The 24,683-nt window shown below is 42.7% G+C and carries 22 protein-coding genes, 1 pseudogene and 1 other annotated feature; of the genes and pseudogenes, 3 read left to right on the top strand and 20 right to left on the bottom strand.

Annotation, left to right across the window (positions count from 1 at the left end; translation table 11 throughout):
- Nucleotides 1–423: 423 nt before the first annotated feature.
- The 5 genes from epsC to queC all read right to left on the bottom strand — a co-directional run bounded on the left by epsC (nucleotide 424) and on the right by queC (nucleotide 5,774).
- Nucleotides 424–1,059, bottom strand: coding sequence for a serine O-acetyltransferase EpsC (gene epsC / locus QZL64_RS00570; protein ID WP_021840117.1), 636 nt, complete (start codon nucleotides 1,057–1,059; stop codon nucleotides 424–426).
- 129 nt (nucleotides 1,060–1,188) lie between these two features.
- Nucleotides 1,189–2,109: a PLP-dependent cysteine synthase family protein gene (locus QZL64_RS00575; protein WP_021840118.1), complete on the bottom strand. Its 921-nt coding sequence runs from the start codon at nucleotides 2,107–2,109 to the stop codon at nucleotides 1,189–1,191.
- A 1,314-nt stretch (nucleotides 2,110–3,423) separates the two neighbouring features.
- Nucleotides 3,424–3,888: a hypothetical protein gene (locus QZL64_RS00580; protein WP_021840119.1), complete on the bottom strand. Its 465-nt coding sequence runs from the start codon at nucleotides 3,886–3,888 to the stop codon at nucleotides 3,424–3,426.
- Between the two features lie 588 nt (nucleotides 3,889–4,476).
- Nucleotides 4,477–5,070, bottom strand: a complete 594-nt coding sequence (locus tag QZL64_RS00585; RefSeq protein ID WP_021840120.1) for an SGNH/GDSL hydrolase family protein — start codon at nucleotides 5,068–5,070, stop codon at nucleotides 4,477–4,479.
- Nucleotides 5,071–5,084: 14 nt separating this feature from the next.
- Nucleotides 5,085–5,774 carry a 7-cyano-7-deazaguanine synthase QueC gene (gene queC / locus QZL64_RS00590; protein WP_021840121.1) on the bottom strand — a complete coding sequence of 230 codons (690 nt, stop codon included), beginning with the start codon at nucleotides 5,772–5,774 and terminating at the stop codon, nucleotides 5,085–5,087.
- Between the two features lie 224 nt (nucleotides 5,775–5,998).
- Here queC and QZL64_RS00595 point away from each other — a divergent pair, with 224 nt between their 5' ends.
- Nucleotides 5,999–6,817: a type II restriction endonuclease gene (locus tag QZL64_RS00595; RefSeq protein ID WP_021840122.1), complete on the top strand. Its 819-nt coding sequence runs from the start codon at nucleotides 5,999–6,001 to the stop codon at nucleotides 6,815–6,817.
- A 126-nt stretch (nucleotides 6,818–6,943) separates the two neighbouring features.
- Here the strand turns inward: QZL64_RS00595 and QZL64_RS00600 are convergent, their stop codons facing one another.
- The 14 genes and pseudogenes from QZL64_RS00600 to QZL64_RS00670 form a co-directional block, all read right to left on the bottom strand.
- Nucleotides 6,944–7,804 carry a DNA adenine methylase gene (locus QZL64_RS00600; protein WP_021840123.1) on the bottom strand — a complete coding sequence of 287 codons (861 nt, stop codon included), beginning with the start codon at nucleotides 7,802–7,804 and terminating at the stop codon, nucleotides 6,944–6,946.
- Nucleotides 7,805–7,968: 164 nt separating this feature from the next.
- Nucleotides 7,969–9,063, bottom strand: coding sequence for a histidinol-phosphate transaminase (gene hisC / locus QZL64_RS00605; protein ID WP_021840124.1), 1,095 nt, complete (start codon nucleotides 9,061–9,063; stop codon nucleotides 7,969–7,971).
- Nucleotides 9,064–9,183: 120 nt separating this feature from the next.
- Nucleotides 9,184–9,507, bottom strand: a complete 324-nt coding sequence (gene hisE / locus QZL64_RS00610; protein ID WP_021840125.1) for a phosphoribosyl-ATP diphosphatase — start codon at nucleotides 9,505–9,507, stop codon at nucleotides 9,184–9,186.
- Nucleotides 9,508–9,534: 27 nt separating this feature from the next.
- Complete coding sequence (gene hisI, locus QZL64_RS00615) at nucleotides 9,535–9,861, bottom strand: phosphoribosyl-AMP cyclohydrolase (RefSeq protein WP_226974414.1); 327 nt, start codon at nucleotides 9,859–9,861, stop codon at nucleotides 9,535–9,537.
- A 77-nt stretch (nucleotides 9,862–9,938) separates the two neighbouring features.
- Nucleotides 9,939–10,697 (bottom strand): imidazole glycerol phosphate synthase subunit HisF, encoded by a 759-nt coding sequence (gene hisF / locus QZL64_RS00620; protein WP_021840127.1) that lies wholly within the window; start codon nucleotides 10,695–10,697, stop codon nucleotides 9,939–9,941.
- A 146-nt stretch (nucleotides 10,698–10,843) separates the two neighbouring features.
- Nucleotides 10,844–11,674 carry a 1-(5-phosphoribosyl)-5-[(5-phosphoribosylamino)methylideneamino]imidazole-4-carboxamide isomerase gene (gene hisA / locus QZL64_RS00625; protein WP_021840128.1) on the bottom strand — a complete coding sequence of 277 codons (831 nt, stop codon included), beginning with the start codon at nucleotides 11,672–11,674 and terminating at the stop codon, nucleotides 10,844–10,846.
- 267 nt (nucleotides 11,675–11,941) lie between these two features.
- Complete coding sequence (gene hisH / locus QZL64_RS00630) at nucleotides 11,942–12,571, bottom strand: imidazole glycerol phosphate synthase subunit HisH (protein ID WP_021840129.1); 630 nt, start codon at nucleotides 12,569–12,571, stop codon at nucleotides 11,942–11,944.
- A gap of 26 nt (nucleotides 12,572–12,597) precedes the next feature.
- Nucleotides 12,598–13,284: an imidazoleglycerol-phosphate dehydratase HisB gene (gene hisB / locus QZL64_RS00635; protein ID WP_021840130.1), complete on the bottom strand. Its 687-nt coding sequence runs from the start codon at nucleotides 13,282–13,284 to the stop codon at nucleotides 12,598–12,600.
- A complete protein-coding gene (hisD, locus tag QZL64_RS00640) occupies nucleotides 13,274–14,614 on the bottom strand; it encodes a histidinol dehydrogenase (RefSeq protein WP_021840131.1) in 1,341 nt (446 codons plus the stop codon). The genes hisB and hisD overlap by 11 nt, the downstream gene beginning before the upstream one ends.
- Before the next feature lie 35 nt (nucleotides 14,615–14,649).
- Nucleotides 14,650–16,432: pseudogene (hisG, locus tag QZL64_RS14620) on the bottom strand (ATP phosphoribosyltransferase).
- Nucleotides 16,433–16,720: 288 nt separating this feature from the next.
- Complete coding sequence (gene hisJ, locus QZL64_RS00655; RefSeq protein ID WP_021840134.1) at nucleotides 16,721–17,704, bottom strand: histidinol-phosphatase HisJ; 984 nt, start codon at nucleotides 17,702–17,704, stop codon at nucleotides 16,721–16,723.
- The gene (locus tag QZL64_RS00660) at nucleotides 17,701–18,381 is read right to left on the bottom strand and encodes an energy-coupling factor transporter transmembrane component T family protein (RefSeq protein WP_021840135.1); all 681 of its coding nucleotides are present in this window, start codon (nucleotides 18,379–18,381) and stop codon (nucleotides 17,701–17,703) included. Before QZL64_RS00660 ends, hisJ begins: the two co-directional genes overlap by 4 nt.
- Before the next feature lie 8 nt (nucleotides 18,382–18,389).
- Nucleotides 18,390–19,199 carry an energy-coupling factor ABC transporter ATP-binding protein gene (locus QZL64_RS00665; RefSeq protein ID WP_021840136.1) on the bottom strand — a complete coding sequence of 270 codons (810 nt, stop codon included), beginning with the start codon at nucleotides 19,197–19,199 and terminating at the stop codon, nucleotides 18,390–18,392.
- Between the two features lie 133 nt (nucleotides 19,200–19,332).
- On the bottom strand, nucleotides 19,333–20,793 hold the full coding sequence (locus QZL64_RS00670) for an energy-coupling factor ABC transporter ATP-binding protein (RefSeq protein ID WP_021840137.1): 1,461 nt from the start codon (nucleotides 20,791–20,793) through the stop codon (nucleotides 19,333–19,335).
- 52 nt (nucleotides 20,794–20,845) lie between these two features.
- Nucleotides 20,846–21,096: a binding site (T-box leader), on the bottom strand.
- Nucleotides 21,097–21,458: 362 nt separating this feature from the next.
- On the opposite strand from QZL64_RS00670, the gene QZL64_RS00675 reads away from it, so the two are divergent.
- Both QZL64_RS00675 and panB read left to right on the top strand, forming a co-directional pair.
- Entirely contained in the window at nucleotides 21,459–22,475 is a 1,017-nt protein-coding gene (locus QZL64_RS00675; protein ID WP_441351083.1) for a Rossmann-like and DUF2520 domain-containing protein, read from the top strand.
- Nucleotides 22,468–23,307, top strand: a complete 840-nt coding sequence (panB, locus tag QZL64_RS00680) for a 3-methyl-2-oxobutanoate hydroxymethyltransferase (protein WP_021840139.1) — start codon at nucleotides 22,468–22,470, stop codon at nucleotides 23,305–23,307. The genes QZL64_RS00675 and panB overlap by 8 nt, the downstream gene beginning before the upstream one ends.
- Nucleotides 23,308–23,581: 274 nt before the next feature.
- Here panB and leuB read toward each other — a convergent pair whose 3' ends face one another.
- Complete coding sequence (gene leuB, locus QZL64_RS00685; protein ID WP_021840140.1) at nucleotides 23,582–24,655, bottom strand: 3-isopropylmalate dehydrogenase; 1,074 nt, start codon at nucleotides 24,653–24,655, stop codon at nucleotides 23,582–23,584.
- Between the last annotated feature and the right edge of the window lie 28 nt (nucleotides 24,656–24,683).

Raw genomic sequence — 24,683 nt, forward strand, 5'->3', positions numbered from 1 at the left:
TTTACACACACTTTTTGTCCTATAACTCAAAACACCTTTTACGGCCTGATAAAAATTCAATAATTACAAAAAAGAGGTTTGAAGATGAGCCATGGGGCTCAACTTCAAACCTCTTTTCCGGTATATAAACTTTTGTGGTAAGTTTGTTTAGTAAGTTTTAAGTATGATAATTCGTTTAGTACTCGCTTTAGTACTTGTTGCTATAGGATAAGTTGTTAGTGTAAAACTCGATTTCTTCCCTTCTTTGTCAACTCCCCAAACCCAGCCCCCGCTGCAGTTTGGGGAATAATTTCAACCAAATCAAAGCCTGACGGTCAAGCTGTTTCATTTAAAACGAGATTGTCACATCCACATATATTTTTACAATAATAATGCCTACGTTATATACGGCCGATATCTGTATATAACGTAAAATATATTGTTTTAAATGAACCAAGCCATGTCGTCGGTCATATTCTTTGGTGTGAAGGCTACTTTATGCCGTGGCATATGTTTGCGTGAATGGCTGTCCACCAAATGAATCGTCGAACGAATCTTGCGAACAACGATGTTTTCAGGTTCCGTTTCATAGATGACCACATTCTCAGGCACATCACGTTTGATAACCAGATTACAGCCTATCCGGCTACCGCTGCCTACCATAATGTCGCCCAGTACTTTAGTACCGGCACCGATAAGCACGTCGTCACCGACCGTTGGATGGCGTTTCACGCGTCTTGAGCTCATGCCGCCCAATGTTACGCCGTGGAACAAGGTTACATTATCGCCAACAATGGCAGTTTCACCAATTACGACACCCATGCCGTGATCAATGAATAAACCTTTACCGATTTGTGCGCCCGGATGGATTTCAATCCCCGTCGCATTACGCGAATGCAGTGCCACGCGTCTGGCCAATAATTTGTAACCATGTTTATACAAACGATGGGCAAAGAAATGCCAGAACAAAGCTGTTATATGCGGATAGGTCCACAATACCATCAATACTGATGTGGCAGCCGGATCTGAATCCATAACGCGCTTAATATTATAGCGAATCGCTTGCCAAAGTTCTTTCATACATCCTCCCGGCCGGTATTCCCCCAGCCCCTAAATATCTATGGCCATATAGCTGGCCGTTCATCTCTCTTCAAGCTAAACCTAAGTCAACTTATGGTCGTTCCCCCGAACGATTATATCGTCAGATGCTTAGGCTTTTACATATTCAACATCATCAAATTCAAGCATGGATAAGTATTTTTCAACTCCGTCCGGAGCAATAGCTACTACAGGCACGCCAGGGTTTTTAGCGGCTAAATCTTTAGCTGCTTTAATAGCTGCGCCGGCAGAAATACCGATGCTGATACCACTTTCGCGCATGAAAGTCTGTACTTGAGCGATAGCATCATCATCAGTTACGGTTACAACTTCATCCATAAGGGATTGGTCGAAGTTTTCAGGAATGAAACCGGCACCGATACCTTGGATTTTATGAGCGCCACCTTTACCTTCGGAAATCATTGGGGAACCTGCCGGTTCAACCGCAACAGCTTTCACATTAGCATTATGTTCTTTCAATTTACGAGCCACACCGGTGAAAGTACCGCCTGTACCTACGCCGGCAACAACGATGCCCACATTAGGAACTTGTTCAATAATTTCAGTAGCTGTTGTTTCGTAATGAATGCCAGGGTTAGCAGGGTTTACGAACTGTCCCAAAGTTACAGCACTTGGGTTAGCATCAAGAATTTCCTGAGCTTTAGCCAAAGCACCTTTCATGCCGGTTGCTTTTGGAGTCAAAATTAACTGAGCACCATAAGCTTTTACCAATTCACGACGTTCTTTACTCATGCTTTCAGGCATCAAGATTACAACTTTAATACCTAAAACAGCACCGAGCATAGCAAGGGCGATACCGGTATTACCGGACGTTGCTTCTACCAAGATAGTGTCAGGTTTAATTAAACCTTTCTGCTGAGCGTCGCGTAACATACCATAAACAGCACGGTCTTTAACACTGCCGCCGGCATTGTATTTTTCCAATTTAACAAAAACGTTAGAATCTCCAATTTGGTATACAGGTGTGTTACCAGTCAATTTTAGTGTATCATTTACTGGTTTCATACTCATAATATTCATCGTTCCTTTCTCATAGAGTCTCTCAGCTCTAATAAAAAAAGCCCTTGGTCACATTTGTGACCAAGGGCGATATATCGCGGTTCCACCTTGTTTCATTTGACTGTGCGCACAATCAAACCTTTGCTGTACTATTAAACACATATTCTCCGGAGCATTTCACTCCTATCTGTTTAATTCTATACAGATTCGCTATAACGGGCGACCCCCGAATAAGACTCCCCTATATCGCTATAGCTTTGCCTTAATAACTCCGAGATGCACTTCCATACACTTCATAAGACCCGCTCTCACCGTCCGGGCTCGCTGCACATACAATAGTATATGTACTTTTCTCTTCCTCGTCCTGATTTCTATTCAAATCATAAACCTACTATAACACTATGAATTAATACTGTCAACAGCGAAATTAAACTTTTTGATTTTCATCAATTTATTATTGACGAATCTTTGACTCTCTGTTGCATGTACTTTATTTTACTACAACTGTACATTTTTTGCCAGTCCTATTGTATTTTATTATTCATTTTACGCTGATTTCGAACAATTTCATCAAACTTCTTTCAATTTTTGCAATAATTATCAATGCATTACCAAAATAAGCTGCAAAGAAAAAAAACTGTCAAAGAAAAAACAGCCTATTTTCATAGACTGCTTTCTGTTATACATATATAAATTTTTGCTCGGTATAACCTAATCTAATGGGTATCCGCGTCCCTAATCGCAATCCCGATAAGACACGAGGCCTGCAATTACCAGTCATAGACTTAGCTACTGTCCATCACTCTTCACAGGTCTCAGTCTTACCTGTACTGTCATCTATGCAGTATATTCGAATCTATACTGTCTGTCCAACTCCTCGAAATAACCTATACCTTTAATCTATCCCTGCCGGTTCGACAGAAAGCTGACAGCCTTGAATACTAGGTATATTATAACAAACCTTTTGAATATAAGGAATATTTAAAATGAATTTTCGACATAAATATCCGTATCGATTATGCATAATTATCGTCAAAAAAACCGGCTATATAACTTAAAGTCATTTTCTAATTGACTTTAATGTAAAAAAATACCTTCCCGCTGTACTTGCGGGAAGGCATTTGCATATATGATTATATGCCGGTAAAAATTAAGTATTCATTTTACTGTGTTAAGTGTGTGTTTAATGTGTGTGTTATTTATGTTGTGTTATTTGTGTGTTGTGTTGTTTTGTATTGTGTGTATTTAAGTGTTGTGTTTGTGTTTAGGTATTTATGGAGTATTACCTATTAATGAGGGAGTTGGTTCTTCAGGGAAAAAACGTGCTTATGCGTTAAGAAGTACCCCGATTTGAACAGCTGTACCGGAATTTTGAGGAACCGGTTTCTTGTCATCTTTAGGTGGCAACGGTTTTTTATCTTCCGGTTTTACCGGTGGTTTTTCAGCGCCCGGTTTGCGATTATTGTAGTCGTTAGCCAAAGCTACTTTGCGTTTTTCCTTGGTTTCCGGTGTTACTTTGCTTGCTGCTTTATCTTTTTTAACAGTTTCTTTTTCAGGGGCTTTAGGTGCTACCTGAGGATTCTGCTGATTCTGATCTTTTTTATCGTTTTGGTTAATCTGTTTGTTGTCTTTATTAGGCTGATTTTGTTTGTTCTGCTCTTCTTGCTGCCATACAGCCGGTTTATTGTTGTTAATGTCTTGTAAGCTCTGAGCACTTACCAAAGTGCCGAAAGAGTTAGCCCAAAGAGTAACCGCCGCGACAGGTACCATTAATACATATTTGCGTTTCATAACTATACCTCCTAGTACAAAATTATACAATTTTCTTACTGTCTCATAAATGCTCGCGCATCACTTGAACAGCGCCATATACAAATCTAATCTGTTAACTTACGTTTAACATATGTACATCTTACCTAGATTTTATGAGGTATATATGAAAATTTCGATGAGCTTTCTGTGAAGTTTTTCATGATTGTTCATCTATCGTTCATCTATATTTTTATTCCAAAAGCAAGTATAATTATTCCTATTTATAAACAGAAAAATGCCGTTGCCCTTAGGGAGGAGGCAACGGCAAGTTGTTCGTACATATTTGTACTCACGATTAGGTATAGGTATTTAGAGGTTTAACAAGTGGACTCACTCGCAATAACTTCCGGGATAAAGAAGTTAGTTGAGCTGTAGCGCTCGATTCTGAATAATCGTTAACTACTGTTCCCTTGTTATGAGCCTATTATAGCATGTAAATCTAATAATTTCAATATCTAAAATTTATTTTTTTCGATTTAATTTATTTTTCTCTATATATCCGTCAAAAAACCGCATAAATACTGGGTTTGTATGTTAGCTAATAATTTATTTTTATCTGTAAAGTGACTACAAGCCGGCCTTCAATACATCACGAGCCGTTTCATACATGTAATGATACCCCAACTCATTGGGATGCACATCACCGGCATAAAGAATTTCACCGCGATAATCCGCTTCGGCGATGGTTTTATAGAAGTCTATATACAACAAGCCTTGTTCCTTACAGTAGGCTTTCAAACGCTCATTATAATCAACGAGTACCGCATCATCGCCATCGGGATCACAGTCAATCTGCGGCGCTAAACCAACAACCACATCACAGCCGATTTTTTGAATATGATGAATCGAGCGCATCATTGAAAAATAGCAATCTTCCGCCGTGCGCCCATGCAAAATATCATTAGTCCCACCCATGATAAACACCGCATCATAGGACGAATCATGGAGAGCGCGCTCCAAATTATTATAAATAGCCTGCAAGGTGGCACCATCAACGCCGGCATTAACCATAGTAATTTTTGCACTTTCATTAGTTGCCGTGCTTTTTTCAAAATATGCTTTCAATAATTCAACCCAGCCCTTGCCGTAGGGCACATCGTAACCGCGCGTCAAACTGTCACCGATAAATAACACCTTTTGCCAACTCTTTGTATTTGCCATGCCCTTACCGCCTCCTATTTCATCAATGGATCCGTGGTGCCGTTCAATTCAAAAGCCTTAATGCGATCGATGCAGGTACCGCAAGTGCCGCAAGGCTTGTCGCCACCTTCATAGCAACTCCAGGTAAGTTCATACGGCACCTTAAGATCCAAGCCAACCTTAACGAGTTGAGCCTTATTTTTAGTAGCAAACGGAGCCTCTACTTGGACTTTATCGTAGGTACCTAAGGCAATAGCTTTGGTCATAGCATCAACGAAGGCCTCACTACAATCGGCATAGGCATTACCCGCCGCATCATCGGCATGGGCGCCCAAATAAAGCTGCACCGTATCATCAGGGAAAAGGCTCATGCCGAGACTGGCTACGGCGGATAACATCAAACCGTTGCGGAACGGCACATACGTGCTGACCATGCCTTCGCCTTGTTCTTCAATCTGTTCCGCATAACTCTTATGAATAATCTCATCGGTGGAATTTTGCAATAAGGATGAATTCGAGTATTTTAAAATCTGCGATAAATCCAATTCATAATGAGGTACTTCATAATAGGCTGCAATCTTGCGGGCACATTGCAGTTCTTTATCGTGTTTTTGCCCGTAAAAAATGGATACAGCCGCCACATTTTCCTTGCCAAGGCGATCAATGGCTAAAGCCAAACAGGTGGTAGAGTCTACGCCGCCACTGGATAATACAATTGCTTTCATAGTGTCTCCTTTACCAAATAGTATGTAATAACAATAAATCTATTGAATAATTTATACTACTTAAATACTTTATACTTCTCAAATACTTTATATCAAAAATTTCATAATCACCCAAAATCTCAGCACAAAAACTAAATACATCACTCATAATTTATCGTACATCAATAAAAACATTAGTGATATAATAATATTATTCTTTGCTATATTAAAAAAGGAGCATATATATGGAAAATCCAATAAATACAAAAGATCCTATAATTGAACAAATCACCATACAATTAGAGTCTATGAAATACTCATGGAATTTTGCAGGACTAATTAATTTTAATAATACTATATATCCTTTTGGCAATGATTCTAAAATAATTGGCCGCATATTCGAAATCGCCGCTAGAGAGGCGTTATCAATGGCCGCACAAAAACTTGGATATATATTTCAAGAAAATCCTACACAGACGGTATACCCTGATTTTTATTTTGCCATTCCAAATACCGATAAGCTTATTGCCATTGATATAAAAACGACATACAGACAATCCTCATCAGCCAGTTTTAAATTTACTGCAGGTAGCTTTACTAGCTATCTTAGAAACGGAACTAAAAATATCGTTGGACATTATGACAATTATATTAAACATTATATCATTGGATTTGTCTATGATAGAGAAGAAAGTCCAACTACTCAATGTACTCATTATGAAGATAGAGATTCTATTATTCCCGCTTATAAAAATGTAGAATTCTTTGTACAAGAAAAATATAAGATTGCAGGAGAACAGAAAGGAAGTGGAAATACTGACAATATAGGCACTATTTCCGCTAACTCAATAGAACCATTTAGATTAGGATATGGTCCATTTTCAGTACTTGGAGAAGAAATATTTGAAGACTATTGGAGACACTACCCTAAATACACAGACACAAAAAAGTTATATACTAACCTTCCAACATATATAGAATGGAAAAAACAAATTGGTGACCCACATGCGACTCGCATAGAATACTTATACAATACGTGGAGAAATAATATCACCCTATATTAAGCTTCAAATGAAAAAAATAAAATCCATAGTGATCCATAGCTAAGTACTAAAATTAACACGCTTAATGCTTAACCGAATAGGTAATCACTATGGATTTCTTATTTTTATATCTATTTTGAATTATAATCATTCAAAATTATTTACAACTAAGGCTTCAATCATTGGATTTCTATTACTTTCTTTGGCTCCTATATGGTAAAAGTGTTCTGTAGTTAACAGTTTTCCATGTGACCACAATTTAATGTGTTCATTTTCTCGATATTTATTTTTATACCACATACTAAAAGCGTATTTAGCAGGTCCATTTTGAGCCAATTTAGATAACAAAACTGCATAGTCTTCACTCCATGCATCATAGTAACCATCATACCTATCAATATATGGCGGATCTAAATAAGTAAAATCTTTTGGCTTCATCATCGAAAAGGCCTCTTCAAAAGGAATACATAAAAAGTCCCAATCATGATTAACGATTAAGTCTTGTGCCCACGCAACCTGATTTACTATTTTAGTAATGAGTGCTTTTTTAAACCTTTCTGGCTTTCTTCCAAAAGGAACATTATACTTCCCTTGATTATTAAACCGTATCATACCGTTAAAATTAGAACGTTGAAGGAATAAAAAATCAAGAGAAGTATGGGTTTTATTAAATCGTTCTCTAACTTCATAATAATAGGAGTTCTTATCAGCTGGTGTCGCCATTAGTTTTAAAGTCTCTTCCTCTAAAAATTCACGAACAATAGCCGGTGTAATAATTTTATTCTGTAAATCTTTATAAAATTGTATAATATAGGGATTCGTATCACTAAAAATTGCCTTTTTGGGTTGTAAATTAAATCCAACAACCCCTGAACCCATAAACGGCTCAAAATAAGTACCATTATCATCCCAATATATAGATGCAGCAATAAAAGGTACCAATTTTGTTTTAATGCCTTGAATTTTAATAGGTGGCACCTTCGTTAATTCGATATGCTTAGGAAACAAAAATAGACCTCCTCATTTTATAATGCTAAAAACACCATGATTATCCATGTGTTTTATTAAGCATAACATATCGTAAAGTATAAACAAAGTCCTATGTTACCAAGACAAGTGAAATTATAGAATTAACTCTTTTTCATAAGAGCGAATTCATGTTACTCCACATTTTATCTCTCTTCTTTGCAATATACTTTTAACAACTCTTGCATTTTTTCACAATCAGCGGCCTGCCCAACCGTAATCCGCAGCCATTCAGGACTGAGTCCGGAGCGCACTTGATAGCCCGTTTTGAGCCATACATCGGCAATAGCTTTAGCCTCTTCCGGTGATGCAAATTCTACAAAAATAAAATTGGCTTCACTGTGATAGTAATGGAGTTTTAACTCATCGAGGCAAGCTTCCCAGCCTTGACGAGCCTTAGCATTGGCTGCCACAACATCCGCAATAAAGGCTTGATCCATAAGGGCTGCCTCCGCCGCCACCTGTGACACGCTGTTGAGATTATAAGGCAAGCGAATAGCCTGTACATAATTTACCAATTCCGGACTTAATACTAAATAACCTACCCGATAATTGGCCAGGCCATAGGCTTTTGAAAACGTCCGCATCAAGCCCATATTGGTAAATTCTTTTAAAAGCGGTAAAGCACTGGCTGTTTCAGTAGTAGTGACGAACTCAATGTACGCTTCATCAATCAAGACCAGCACGTCTTGAGGAACCTTATTCATAAAATCGCGCAACGATGCTAGCGAACAATACGTACCGGTAGGATTATTCGGGTTGCATAGCCATACCAGCTTCGTCGTCTCATCGATAGCATTTAGCATACCGGCTAAATCAGTAGCACCTGTTACAGCATCACAAGGAACGCCTTTAATGACAGCCCCTTCCAACTGAGCATTCAAGGCATATTCTGAAAACGTCGGCGTGCTGATGACTATGGAGTCTTTATCGGTCAAAAAAGCACGACTGAGCATAGTAATCACTTCATCAAGGCCCACGCCGATAACAAGTGATGTTTCAGCCACGCCTAAATGATTGGCCAACGCTGTACGCAAAGAACTTGCATTGCCGTCAGGGTATTGGCTGCTGTCATGTTTAGTTACATAATCGATTACCGCTTCACGAACAGCCGGCGAAGTGCCATAGGGATTTTCATTAGCCGATAAGCGAACAACTCGCTCCACCCCCAAACGCGCCTTCAACGCTTCCACCGGTTCTTCCGGAACATATGGTTTTAAGTCTTTTATACTCTCTTTCATATACACTCACTCTTTCTCTTATCGCTTTATTGATTGCCCGTCATGCTTTATTAAATCAAGATTTTGCTTGGTTCATGATTTGTAAAAAAGGCCCACCGAGCGCAGGTGGACCCATATAGGCTATAAGTTCTTAATTTCCGGCCGATCCGTTGTTTTACTGATAAGACCTTCTCGACGTGCCAGTTCTTCCGTTATAGCTTCGTAAGGAATGCCCTTTTCAACCAATAAAACCAACACATGATACAGCAAATCCGCCGTTTCGCTGACAAGTTCCTCTGTACCTTCATTTTTAGCGGCAATCACCACTTCCGTAGCCTCTTCGCCGACTTTTTTCAAAATCTTATCGAGTCCTTTAGCGAATAGATAATTCGTGTAGGACCCTTCTTTCGGCTCTAATTGCCGATTCTTGATGACCTCATAAAGTTCAGCCAGTTCCTGTGTCATAGTAATCCCTCTCTTTTATTCAGCTTTTTAGCTATTTGTTTTTAATTTGATTTCGTTAAAAAAACAGCTCCTTGAACCGGTATGACAAGCCGGGCCGTTGGGGATAACTTCCAATAATAAGGTGTCCTTGTCACAATCCAAGGCAGCCCGTACAACCTTTTGCGTGTTACCGCTGGTTCCCCCTTTATGCCACAACTCTTGGCGCGACCGTGACCAAAACCAGGTTTCGCCGGTTACTAAGGTTCGTTCATAGCTTTCTTCATTCATATAGGCTACCATGAGCACTTCTTTCGTGTTGGTATCCACTACTACCGCAGGCAATAAATTGTGCACCTTTTCAAAATCAGGCCTCAAATCCGAATCCAATCTTAAATCGGTGGTAATGTTCTGTTGCATATCTGCTATTTTGTCAGCCATCATTGCCCACCTCCCTAGCGAACCGGAATATTATAAGCGCGCAAAGCCTCTTTTACTTCCTCAATGGTTATTTCGCCAAAGTGGAATATAGAAGCCGCTAAAGCACCGGTTACTTTTGTTTTTGAAAAAACCTCTACAAAGTGTGCTACCGTGCCGGCGCCACCGGAGGCAATTATGGGCACTTGCACCAAGTCGCCCAATTGTTTATACAGTTCAATATCAAAGCCGGACTTGGTGCCGTCTTTATCCATACTCGTTACGAGTAGTTCGCCGGCCCCCAAGGCTATGGCCTCCTGTGCCCAGTCATAAGCTAAGCGGTCTGTTTTTTTACGTCCCCCATGGCTGTACACAAACCGTTTCCCCGTCTCGGGATCGGTTTTCACATCAATGGCTACGACGATACATTGATTGCCGAATTTTTCAGCCCCTTCGCGGATTAGTTCAGGATTCGCCAAGGCTGCTGAGTTGATTGAGATTTTATCCGCCCCGGCCTGCAATAATTGTTGCATATCCGCCAATGTACGAATGCCGCCACCAACGGTAAGAGGCATAAATACTTCATTTGATATGGCTGAAATTACGTCCTTGAAGGTCCCCCGACCTTCCGTTGTGGCCGTAATATCCAGAAACACTTGCTCATCGGCACCTTGCACTTCATAAGAAGCGGCAATCGCCACCGGATCGCCTACATCTACTAAATTAATAAAATTAACACCCTTTTTTACACGGCCGTTATCCACGTCCAGACAAGGGATGATTCGTTTTGCCAACATAGTTTCTACTCCTTTATCATTAGCCGTATCCGGTTTATCATGATCATGAGTATGTATTGCTATCGCTATTGCTATGTGTATCTTATTAGTGTTATGTATTGATTTTATTTTATTGATTTTATTTTATTGACTTTATTATATTGAATTTACTTTGCCGCAACTGCGGAAATCGCTAAATTAGACACATCATGAGAATCTGTTTCTTCATGGATAGTGCGTGTATAGTATGGTGACGGTTCAATCAATTCACCGGCTAACTCGCTTTTTTCCAAAGCTACAATATCCGCTAAAGCCAATGGACCTTCATACAAGGCTTTACCGACAATACAGTCGACAATGCCTTTTTTACGCAAGGCTACAATGTCACCGGCATTGCGAATGCCGCCGGAGGCAATAATACGAGCTTCCGGAAATTGATCGTGTAATTCAAAGAGCAATTCCTGGTTAACCCCTTCCATGGTACCGTCACGATTAATATCGGTAACAATGAAGTGTTTAGCACCGGCCGCCATCATTTCACGAATCAAATGGCTCATATCAACGTCCGACTTTTCAAGCCAACCTTCTGTGGCTACTTTACCGTCGGCACCGTCAACACCGATAACAATGCGTTCTGCTCCATAAGTGGCCAGCATTTGCTTAGTAAATTCCGCATTTTTTAAAGCTACAGATCCTAAAATAATACGGTCGATACCGGCATTCAGATACGCTTTAATCATTTCTTCGTCGCGAATACCGCCACCTACTTCAATAATGCCGCTGAAAGCTCTGCGAATACCTATAATAATATCGAAACTAACCGGTTTACCTGCTTTGGCCCCATCCAAATCAACCACATGAAGTGCCTTAATACCGGCGTGTTCATAGTCCTCAGCTTGTGCCATCGGGCTATAGTTAATCACGATTTCCTTGTCAAAATCCCCTTTATATAAACGTACGCTGCGTTTGTCTTGTATATCAATGGCCGGAAAAATCACGGTCAACCCCTCCTTTAAGTACTGCTCTTATATATTTAATATTATATAATATACACTTCTAGATTACATCTGTCTATGATTTACATCGAAGATTTCTATGTTGTGTATCAATTTTTATTATAAAAAAATGTGCAATACAGGCCATCATATACAACAAACATTATCTTTTAGCAACTATTACAATTATCACTTTTCACTAATAATAGAGTTTTTAAATTCTCACAATACGACTAATCTGTTGATAAACATCGCAATAAATACCATTCTTTAAGCCTCATAACCTGCCGTATGAGCTTCACATAGCTCATTAAATCGTTGCAATAATCTTAGCCCGATAGCGGCGCTTTTTTCCGGATGGAACTGCATACCATACACATTACCATGCGCCACCACGGCCGGTATTTCCATGCCGTAATCAGCCACCGCCGTAATATAGCGCGTTTCACATTTCACATAATAGGAATGAACAAAGTATGTGTATTCGCCATCAATACAGCTAAAAGGACTTGTTTTATTCACCAGTGAATTGCAATTCCAGCCGGTGTGCGGCACCATGAGACCCAAATCTTGAGGAATTTCATCTACCGTACCCGGAATAAAACCGAAGCCCTGTGTTTGGCCGTATTCATTGGAACTATCAAACAAAAGTTGCATTCCCAAGCATATGCCCAATACGGGAATATTTCGAGCTACCACCGTCTCTAAGACGGGTACCAAATCACGTCGTGTTAAAGTATCCATGGCTTGCCGAAAAGCGCCCACGCCGGGCACAACGACGCCGGCGGCCTGTAAAATCGTCGTCTTATCGGCCGTTAAGACCGTCGGTATGCCCAAGTGAGCAAAGGCTTTTTGCACATTAAAGGTATTGCCCGCATCATAATCTATAATTGCAATCATACGCTACCTTCTCTTTTCAAAATATTTTATACTGTCAAACTGCCCTTGGTAGAGTTAACGCCTACAATAGCCTCATTTACAGTTACAGCACGGCGCAGTGCCCGCCCCAAGGCCTTAAACATGCTTTCAATAATGTGATGTGTATTGCGTCCATATTCATTGCGCACATGAAGATTCATAAGACCGTTCATAGCGATGGCTTGGAAAAAATCTTCCACCAATTCTGTCTCAAAAGTTCCCAACAAAGAAGTTGAGAGTTCCGCCTTGAACACTAAATAGGGCCGGCCGCTCAAATCAATAACGACCTGAGTCAGTGCCTCATCCATAGGCACCCACGCATCGCCGTAGCGCTCAATTTGTTTTTTATCGCCCAAGGCCTTTGTCAAAGCTTGGCCCAAGGCGAGGGCCACATCTTCAACCGTATGATGAGCATCAATATAGGTATCGCCATCAGCCTTAACCGTTAAACCGAAGCGACCATGTTTAGCAAACAAATTCAACATATGATCAAAAAAGCCGATGCCCGTCGCCACGGCAACGCCTGATTCTTCATCTAAATTAAGCGTTACTTCAATATTCGTTTCCGCGGTTTTGCGGATTACCGTAGCCACTCGCCATGTAGCGGCCGCTTGCTCAGCTGCTTGCCGGGTCTTACCTGATATTGCCACCGTGGCCGGCTTAGTATTTGTCTTCGCTTCATCCTTAGTGTCCATAAGCAACTGCCTCCGTATCTTCACCTTTACCGGCTACTACCGCATTGTCTTTTGTTTTATCAAAACGAATTTCAATGGACCGCGCATGGCCTTCCAAACCTTCAGTGCGTGCTAATGTGGCAATATGCGGAGCCAGCTCAGCTAAGCGTTCTTTAGAAAATTGCATAAACGCTGTACGTTTTACAAAATCATATACGCCGAGGGGTGACGAAAAACGAGCCGTACCGCTGGTTGGCAATACGTGATTCGGGCCGCCCATATAATCACCCAGCGGCTCAGCCGTATAAGAGCCGAGGAATACGGAGCCGGCATTTTCTACTAAGCTCAAGTAATCTGACGCATTGTTAAGCTGAATTTCCAAATGTTCCGGTGCCACTTCATTCATTAAAGTGAACATGTCGGCTACCGAATCCATGATGGCAATAAAACTACGCTCTTCAATGGCCACTTTGGCAATATCCTTACGAGGCAGTTCCTCCAATTGCCGTGCCACTTCATCCGAAACGGCATGAGCCAATACTTCGCTGTCTGTAATTAGAATAGCCCGCGCCCGTTTATCATGTTCCGCCTGAGACAATAAATCAGCGGCCAAGTGAACCGGATTAGCTGTTTCATCAGCCAAAATGCCTATTTCGGAAGGCCCTGCAATCATGTCGATGGATACTTGACCGAACACTTGACGTTTCGCCGTAGCCACATAGATATTACCGGGGCCTACGATTTTATCAACCTTCGGAATTGATTCCGTACCATAAGCAAGGGCTCCCACAGCCTGAGCGCCGCCTACCTGATAGACTGCATCAACACCGGCTAATTTAGCGGCACCTAGTACAATCGGCGCAATGCCTTCTTTTTGCGGCGGTGTCACCATAATAACTTCCTTAACACCCGCTATTTTAGCCGGCAAAGCACACATCAAAATAGTCGACGGATAGGCGGCCGTACCGCCCGGTACATAAATGCCCACCCGTTTTAACGGGGTTACTTTCTGGCCCCGGACTATGCCCGGTGTATCCAAATCAATAAAGCTTTGGTCGATTTGTCGTTTATGAAAAGCCTCAATATTACGTTTAGCCACTTCCAAAGCCTCTTTTAAAGCCGGATCCAGTGAATTATAAGCTTTGGTCAAAGCTTCGTCACTCACTTTTAACTCCGTAAGCTGTACGCCGTCAAACTTTTCACTATAATCACGCAAAGCCGCATCACCTTTGGCAATAACGGTATCAATAATTTCGCGTACCTGCTGTTCAATCACTAAATCCGTTGTGGCCGCCGTGTAATCATTTACCAATTCCAGCATCTTTTGTAACGGCTCTCTATATATTTTCATGATGGTCTCCTCTCTTTTTTTAATTTTTTCTCAAATTATTTCGCCATATCAAGCTTACGAGCTTCTTCTAAGCGGTCTACCAAATCAAAAATTTCACCCCGTTTTTGCTTAAGCGCCAAAGGATTCGCTACTAAGCGCGTTGAGATGGGGCTCAATTTATCAAAAATCTGCAAATTATTTTCCCTCAAGGTTGTCCCTGTTTCCGTTATATCCACAATGGCATCAGCTAAACCGATAAGGGGCGCCAACTCCACGGACCCCTCAATTTTGATAATTTCCACGTCTTTACCACGGCTGGCAAAATAGCGTTTCGTAATATTCGGATACTTGGTGCCGATGGTATGTCGCCGCGGCTCATTGAGATCATAACCGGCCAGCGATGCCAGAATAAATTGACAACGCCCCGTTTGTAAATCCAACAGCTCATACCCTGTATTCTGCTGTTCTTCCAAAATATCGCTGCCTACAATGCCGATATCAACGACACCGTTATTTAAATAGGTAAGAACGTCGCCGCCTTTAACTAAAATTACTTGCAAATTCTCACCTAAAGTAATGACCAGTTTTCGTTTTTTATTTCGTAGCGGCTCACAATCAATACCGCAACGTTCAAAGAGTGGAATAACCTGATCTTCCACTCGTCCCTTTGTCAATGCAATACTAAGCATCGGCTTTCACCCCTTCCTCTGTGACCACATAGAGTATGGCTCCGTCCGCAGCAGCTTGTTCACGGGCCTCCGCTAATGTATCGGCCAACACTAAACTATACGTCGGATGAGCCAATACATAATCAGCCACCACATCCCAAGCATCTTCACCGATATACACATAGGATGGTTTTGCCTGAGGCAAGGTTATATCCGCTACCGATGCCAATACATCCAAATCAAAGCCCATACCCACGGCCGGAGTAGGTTCTTTTTGAAAATTAGCGAGTAATTTATCATACCGTCCGCCGCTCACAATATAACTGGCCACGCCGTCAATATAGCCGCGGAAAGTAAGTCCCGTATAATAAGGTTGCGGTGCGGGACTGCTGAAGTCTATGCGCACCTTTTGACTGGATAATTTTTGTACCGCCTGCGCCATTTGCATAACCCCGTTCACCAAACGCTGTGCGCTCATCGGTAAAATAATGGCATCCAGCTCTTGCTGCACTTCCTCAATAGAGCCGAAAAGGCGCGGCCAAATTTTGAGCAAGGAATACAATGTATTCTCCGTATACGCTTCAATTAAACGCTCGTACACCGGCAAGTTTTTATTAAATAACGCTTCAAACAATTCGGTTCGTTCCGCCGCCGTAAGCCCCAATGCGTCGACTACGGTTTCGGCAAACCGCGCATCACTGAGTTCCACATATAGCTGATTGTTGAGCCATAATCGGTTAACTTGATTAATGATAAGCAAACACTCCAGTTCGGCTTTTTCCGAAGCATAACCGACCAGCTCAATGCCGGCCTGTGTCACTTGATTTGCCCAACCGCGGTGAGCCTGATTCATAGCAAACACATCGCCGGTGTAGTAAAATTTTTTAGGCAAATTAACTTGAATATTCGCTAAAAAGCGTGCAATAGGCAGCGTCAGATCGGGGCGAATTACCAAGCGTTCCTGGGAGCTGTCCACCACTTCATACATACGCTGCTGAACAGCCAAATCATAGTCATCAAATATATTCTTGTATTCAATGAGAGGTGTATTAATCTTCGTATAACCCCGTTCAAAAAAGCACTTAGCCAGACTATGACTAAGAGCTGCTTTTTTCTGTGCTTCTTCACCAAACTCATCGCGAAATCCCGGCGGCAATCGTTTCTGTCTCATATGTTCTCCCTACTCTCTTCCTCTTTGAACCCTATCGGTACGTTCTATTACATCTCTTTTACTTATTCTTTACTTTTATTCTTCATCTAACTAAAGGATTAAAGTTATAATACACTTTCAAGCGCGGATAGTCAACTTTCATTTAGGTATAGCATGCATGTATTTAAGTAATAAGATACTGTTTCAAATGGCAAATAACTAAAAAGGAGCCTTTAACCATATGATTTTATATGACTAAAGGCTCCTGATATGTTGTTCTCTCAAATCAATTTCTCTATAATATTACCCTTACTCACTCCAGGCTTTTACAAAAGCCGATAAGCTATGTGAGTCGGATCCCATCATGAACGGTACACCCAAAACATAGGCCATTCCTTGAATGAAAGGACTTGGATACATTTCACCGCAATTTTCTTTGAACACACCGCTCACATTATAATCAAGGGTCCGATTTTGCACTTTTAAGGTGCGTAAAATGTTCATAATGACCTGCTGCGTTTGCTGATCATAGGACGATGTAAAATTGAAATACTTTTGGTATTTTTTAATCACATCAATATGGCCGATACGCACCGGCGTATGTGGTCCGAAATCAGTCTGTACCGCCTGCAATACCAATTCAAAATAGCGACGGAACAAAACATCCTGTTTTTGCAAATAACTGCCAAAGGCTTTTTCAAATTCCGCCTCACTGTAGTCAAGACACCAAAAACCGTCGTTCGCGCCCTGCATGAAGTGAACCGACAATAAGTTTTCACCCGTATAAGGACCTACCATGTTTAAAAATTCTTGCGTAGCTGCTTCAAAGCCCGGTAAAAAATCCACTTCAAAACCGACAGACAAATTAATATGCTGCCCGTATTCGCGTTGCAGTTCATTGCCTAACGCCAAATACGGCTCCACTTGGTCCATCCGCAACGAAGCTGTAGTAAGCCCCTCTTCATCACCTTTATAGCGTTTACTGAAACCGACCGGTAGTGGTGCATGTTCAGTAATACAAAGTTTATAAAAACCTAATTCGATGGCTTTTTCAATAATCAAGGCCACCTTATCGCCACTGCCATGAGGGCAAAGTTCGGTGTGTATATGACCATCCACCAATTGCCCTTCATATTGATTATTGCCGGCTACGGGATAACGGTGTTGGCGAGCTTGTACCGCAGCGGCAGGCTCGTTATTTTGCGGCATAGTATTACGCACGTTATTTTGCGACATAGCGTCACGATCGTTATTTAGCGGCATACCGTTATGAAACGGTTGATTATTACTCATATAGCGCCTCGCACATACATAATAATAGCAATCGTAACCAAGACAAGCACGGCTGTCACTACATAATCCAAACCTTTCATGCCAACAGTGGCTACAAAGCTGTGATCTTTATTACCGAAACCGCGAAGTTCCAAAGACAGCGCCATTGTTTCCGAACGGCCTAAGGATTTTAACAACAATGGTTGAATGACAGAACCGTAAGAAGTAAAGCGTTTGAAGAAATTACCTTCCAAAGCAAGACCTCGACAAGCCTGAGCTTCCTGAACGGCATGGCTTTCCGCAATGAAATCCGGTACGAAACGAAGGGCTGCGGTGAACATAAACGCATATTCGTAAGGAATTTTACACTGCGTAACCAAAGCTGCCGTCAAATCCTGTAATTTCGTCGTTGCCAAAAGCATGATGAATACCATAGTCATGCAGAGCATACGAAGACCGGTTACGTAAGCCGATTCCAGGGTACCACCGCCAAGGAACTGTACCACTGCCAAGAACACGGCGAAGGCGGCTAAAGTTAAAACGGCTTTATATTGGCGAATCAAAAGACCCGTTACTAGTAGAATTAAAAGTTCCAAAGCCAATAAAAGGCTTAATTCATAGGTGGTTGTCAAAAGGACAGCCCATGCGGAAAAGGCGATGGTCATTAATATTTTGGTAAATGGTACTAATCGTTGCATGGTTCCTCCTAACTGCGAGCCTTTAAGGCCAACATTTTTACTTCAAATTCTGCCATTGATTTGCAATAACCAAGGCCCGGTACCGTTTCTGCCAATTCTACACACGGCGGTTTGGTAAGACCTAAGTCAAATAAATCATCACGGCTCGTAAATAATTCTTCCGGCTTCCCGTCAAAAGCTTTCGTGCCGTAGCCTACGATAATAGCGCGGGTACAGTGGCTTGCCATGATTTCCATGTCATGAGTAACAAGGATAATCGTAAGTCCCGTAGCACGCAAGGTTTCCAACAATTCCAAGAGTTCGCGTGTTTCCTTACCGTCTTGACCACTGGTCGGTTCATCAAGAATTAAAATCTTGGACTTCATAGCCAAGGCCGAAGCAATGGCTACACGCTGTTTTTCACCACGACGTAAAGTCGGTGGATACGCATCGCGCAAATGACTGATGCCCGTATCGGCCAAAGCTTTGGACGTAATATCCGCCACTTCCGCTTTGGTGTAACCTAATTGTTCCGGTCCGAAGGCCACTTCTTCAGCCACCGTTGGGCGGAACATTTGGCGATCCGGCTGTTGGAACACGTAGCCGATGAAACGGCCTCGTTCCGATGGCGGTAACGCCGTAATATCTGTGTCATTATAATAAATCTTGCCGCTGCGCGGTTTTTCAAGACCCATTAATAAACGGGTTACCGTCGTTTTACCGCAACCGTTGCGACCGCCGATGGCGATGAATTCACCTTCGCCGATGGAAAAATCTACATTATCTATAATATCTTGGCCCAGCACATAGCCGAAACGCAAGCCTTTAACCTCCAGCATACGAACCTCCTGTTTTTAATCCGTTAGCTAATTCTTTATCTACCGCTGTAACTTTAATGACTCGGTAGTGCTATCTATTTTATGTTGCTTTTCTCTTATACTCTTTACCCGCTCTCACAACTGCTTTGATTGGCTAGGCTTTTAAACCTTCTTTAGCAGCTGCCACGCTGAGCCATGGTTTTTCAAAAGCAAAACCTGCTTCTTCTAGACGCATATAGGTTGTGAAGATGGATGGCAATGCGTCCACATAAATTTTGTGGTCATACATGTAACGCAAGGTTACTTCCGGCACATCGTCGGTGCGAAGTTCGCCGTCTACCATGAGGGCCATGCGATTGGCATATGGCAGCACTGCATGAAGGTCGTGGTCGATAACGACTACGGTAATGCCGTATTCCTTATTAAGGGCACCCACTAAGCGATACAATTCAGCAGTCCCTTCCGGATCGAGGGAACTGGTCGGCTCATCCAACACGAGGATGGATGGATTCGTGGCAAGCACGGAGGCAATAGCCAAACGTTGACGCTGACCGCCGGAAAGACTTGGAATCTTACGGTTTTCCATGCCTTCAAGACCAACCTGTTTGAAAACTGCGGCACTTCGTTCTTTAATCTGTTCCGGTGTATAACCGCGGTTTTCCATGGCGAAGGCCACTTCTTCGGCTACCGTCATGGTTACGAGCTGCGTGTCATAATCGGCCAGTACGACACCGATTTCCGTAGCCAATTCGGAAATTTCCGCCTGCGTCGTGGCTTTACCGTTTACGAATACCATGCCTTCCATACGACCGCCGTAGAATTTAGGCACCGCACCAATCATGGCCATACATAAAGTGGATTTACCGCAACCGGCAGGACCGGTAATAACGAGGAAGTCCCCATCGTTTACAACTAAATTAATATCTTTCAAAGCCGGCTTGGTTTGCTGGCCGTAATAATAAGAGAAATGTTCAATAGAGATTTTAGCATCCGTAGCCGGTGTCAATTCATACATACTATGGTCGCTGGAAATAACTTCATCCGCTTTCGGTAAATAACCGCGGCGCGCGAATAAGCGTTGTGCCGGCAAATATAAAAGCGGTGTAATAACGGCGTTAATAGCAGCTACCAAAAGAACTAACGGCCACATAGCTTTCGTGTACACTTCAGTCGGTAACGCTAAAACTACATACAAAACGGTAACGAAAATCCCGCCCGATACAACGGTACTTAAGAATCCGGATACAACCGGCGGTACAATCATGCGACCGAATTTCAAACGGCTGAACATGTGAACCACGAAGGCGGCGGTGAGTGCCCCGGCCGGTTCACTCAATAAGTTCGCATACGGAAACGCCGATTTAGAAGTCATCAGGTTAATTAGGGCTGCCACAAGACCAATCCCTAAGGACTGACGATAATTTGGTCTGGTCAAATGAATGGCTACGCAGTAGGTAGCAATCATCCAGTTCGGCGTAATGCCCGCCACGCTAGGGCTGACTAAGTGTAAAATCGTACCTAACGCAAGCATTAAGGTACTGACTGTGACCCAGCGGAACTGCCCGCCTTGCACATGTGTATATACTAATTTTGAAACATCTTGAACTCGCTCCATACTGTTCTCCTCCTAAAAATGGGTATAAAAAAAACCTTCCAATCCCAAAATACATAGGGACGAAGGTTAATCCGCGGTGCCACCCCGATTGGTCAAAAGACCCGGCTCACTACGTACGGCCTACCCAATACAGGCGATACGCGCTCCTTTGGTAACGGTCGGAGATGACCGGTGACGCCTACCTACTGGTTCGGGCCACATCTCCCAGGTCCATTCACTATACTTTCTTGCACCGGGCTTCCACCATTCCCGACTCGCTGTAGCCGAACTTGTATAGCTACTCTTCCTGTTCACAGATGATAACTATATGTTTTATCCAATTATACACACAAGCGATTTAAGAAGTCAATACGATTTTCACAAATTATGACAAATCTTTTTGCTGGCTCTCAGAATCTTTATTCATGGTTGCTGCTGTAGCTTTATTCATAATCTTCGTTCTCCAATAAATATATAAGTTAGCGTTTAACACGTCATTTCAATAAACAGTTCGCTATGCTATAATAACAGTGAAATAGAGTGGTATCTATCAAGAACCACATCGCTTTCAACAGGATTTATAACTTCATAATTTATTCTAGTTTTATCGCTTGGATCTTTTAGACCGGGACGAGACGCAACATAGGAATTTTATGCGCATTTCGTGGTCGAAGTGCGCCTTTTTTATGAAAACTTGCGGCACGTCAAAAGCAGAAAGGAGTTTCATGAAAATCGGTATTATCGGCGGGGGCAAAGTCGGTTCTACCTTAGCTCGTCATTTGAGCACTCGTTTGGTGGGCATCGTAGGTTCTTCTTCTGAAAAAACCACCCAATTAGCCACCAAGTACAAGGTACCTTGTATGACTCACGCTGAACTCGCCGCCAAGGCGGATTTGGTATTACTCACCGTACCGGACAGGCAAATAGCCATCGTCGCCAAAAGCCTCGCTGCCGAGGCTCAACAAGAGCCGGCTATAGGGAGTACCGTTTACTTACACTGCAGCGGCAGTTTAGACCTGTCACCCCTTAAGCCTTTGCAAGACATTGGCGCTTTCGTAGGCAGTCTTCATCCTCTGCAAAGTTTTGCCAGTGAAAACACCGTTTTAAAAGGCATTTACATGGCCATTGACGGTGATGAAAAGGCACAACAAGCCGCCCATGAACTGGCAACGATTTTAGAAGGACGAAGTTTTCACGTTCCCGCCGCAGACAGACCGCTCTATCACGCAGCCGCCTGTATCTGTGCCAACTATACGGTCACCTTACAGGCCATGGCGCAAGAGCTTATGAGCCGTTGGTTAGTGCCAACTAAGATTTCAGACTCAACCAAAGACTCAGCCAAAGGCTCGGCCAACGTTTCAGGCTCCGGCTCAGTCATTATGGACTCAACCAAGCCTTCGAAGGCCGCTTGGCAAGCACTTTTGCCATTATTCCAAGGCGTCGCCGCCAATCTTGAAAAGGCTGAAAATCCCGGTTCCGCTCTTACCGGCCCCATCGCGCGGGGCGATATAAACACGGTACAGAGCCATTTAGGGGTTTTACCAAAAAACATGATTCCGGTTTACATACAATTGGGCATGGCCACAACGCAGTTGGCCCTAATGAATCAGACAATTACGCCGCTTATGGCGGAAGAACTATTCGATCTATTTAATTCCGTTCACTATGAAGCTACTACTAAGGAGGAGACTTCACATGAGTAACAAACCAAAAACTATTACAACCATCAAACAAATGAAGGAACAGGGCGAACCGATTACCATGATTACGGCCTATGACGTAGCCATGGCGCGCAATGTAAATGAAGCGGGCATCGACATGATTCTCGTAGGTGACTCCGTCGGTAATGTAATGCTCGGTTACGAATCCACTCTTCCTGTTACGATGGATGAAATGATACATCATACCAAAGCGGTAATGCGCGGCAATTCAACGGCTCTCGTGGTAGCCGACATGCCGTTCATGAGCTATCAGGCAGACATGGCGGAAGCCATGCATAATGCGGGCCGTTTCTTAAAAGAAACCGGCTGTACCGCCGTAAAACTTGAAGGCGGTCAAGAAGTGGCCCCTTTGATTAAGAAACTTACCACCGCCGGCATTCCGGTAGTAGCCCATATCGGTTTAACACCGCAGTCGGTAAATCAACTCGGCGGCTTTAAAGTACAGGGCAACGACATGGAAGCGGCGCAGCAACTCATTGATGATGCCAAAGCCTTGGAAGAAGCAGGCGCTTTCGCCTGTGTCTTAGAATGTGTACCTGCTGCCTTAGCTACCAAAGTAACGCAATCCCTCAAAACGATGGTAACCATCGGCATCGGTGCGGGCAACGGTTGCGACGGGCAAGTACTGGTTTGCAACGATTTACTGGGCGTAAGCACCGGCTTTTCACCGAAATTTGTCAAAAAATACGCCAATCTCCATGACATCACGGTCAACGCGGTAAAAGACTATATTGCGGATGTAAAAAGTCGTGAATTCCCGGCCGAAGAACATACCTTTAAGATTGACGATTCTGTGCTGGATAAATTATATTAAAGTAAATCCCGCAACTATAAACACGCATAAATACATACAGGCATATATAAACATATTTAAACACACATAAACACATATAGGCACATATAAGAAAATATGTGGTTTCAAAATTCAAAAAGGCGATAAGTTCAGTTTATTTCTGAATTTATCGCCTTTTAAGTTAGCAAATTATAGGACAAATCAGCAGCACTTTTCCTACATTATATTTTACCCTATCTAAAGTTAAGGTTTGAAAATATAGGTAATTGACATTAAATAGGCTGAGCTAAGTTAGTTAAATATATTGTAAAACCGCTGCTGTCATGCCATTTGTATCGACCCGTTGCATGCCGTCCTTATAAATATCGCCCGTACGATAACCCGCTTCCAAGGCTTTTTCAACGGCTGCTTCAATAGCATCAGCGGCCTTAGGTGCGTTCAACGAATAACGACACATCATGGCGGCCGACAAAATGGTGCCCAAAGGATTGGCAATGCCTCGGCCTGCAATATCCGGTGCGGAACCGTGGATTGGTTCATATAACGCAGTACCCGTACCGATGGAAGCGGATGGCAAGAGACCCAGTGAGCCGGACACAACGGCGCCTTCGTCACTTAAAATATCGCCGAATAAATTGGTCGTAACGATAACATCAAACTGGCCGGGATTGACTACAAGCTGCATAGCCGTATTATCTACATACAAATAGTCCATATCAATTTCCGGATTAGCCGCCGCTTTCTCTTGGGCAATCTTACGCCATAAGCGGGAGGAGGCCAACACATTGGCTTTATCCACACTGGTAATCTTACCGCGACGTTTAGCCGCCGTTTCAATGGCCACATCCATGATGCGCTCAACTTCATAGCGATGATACGTTTCCTTATCCCATGCCAATTCATTGGGACCTTCCCCTTCCGCTTCTTCACGTTCTCCGAAATAAATACCCCCGGTCAATTCACGGACAATGACAAAATCTACATTTTGTACCAGTTCCGGCTTTAACGGTGAATAATCTTGTAAGGCTTTAAAAATGCGAACCGGTCGTAAATTACAAAAAAGACCTAAAGCTTTACGAAGACCGAGAATTGCTTTTTCGGGGCGAATAGATGGGGCAACATCATCCCACTGCGGGCCACCAACCGCCCCTAGCAAAACAGCATCCGCCGTTTCACAAGCTTTAATCGTCTCCGCCGGCAATGGCTCGCCATAGGCATCGATGGCTTCACCGCCGGCCTTTTTTTCAACCCATTCTATCGTTATATTATCTTTTGTCACAGCCGCATCAACTATACGGCGTGCCGCCGCCACAATTTCACGGCCGATTCCGTCGCCATTAATAGCGACAACCGTTTTTGTTTGACTCATTTATATTCCCTCTATTTTTCTCAAAATC

Source organism: Veillonella sp. CAG:933, from assembly GCF_000431435.1.
Lineage (GTDB): Bacteria > Bacillota > Negativicutes > Veillonellales > Veillonellaceae > Veillonella_A.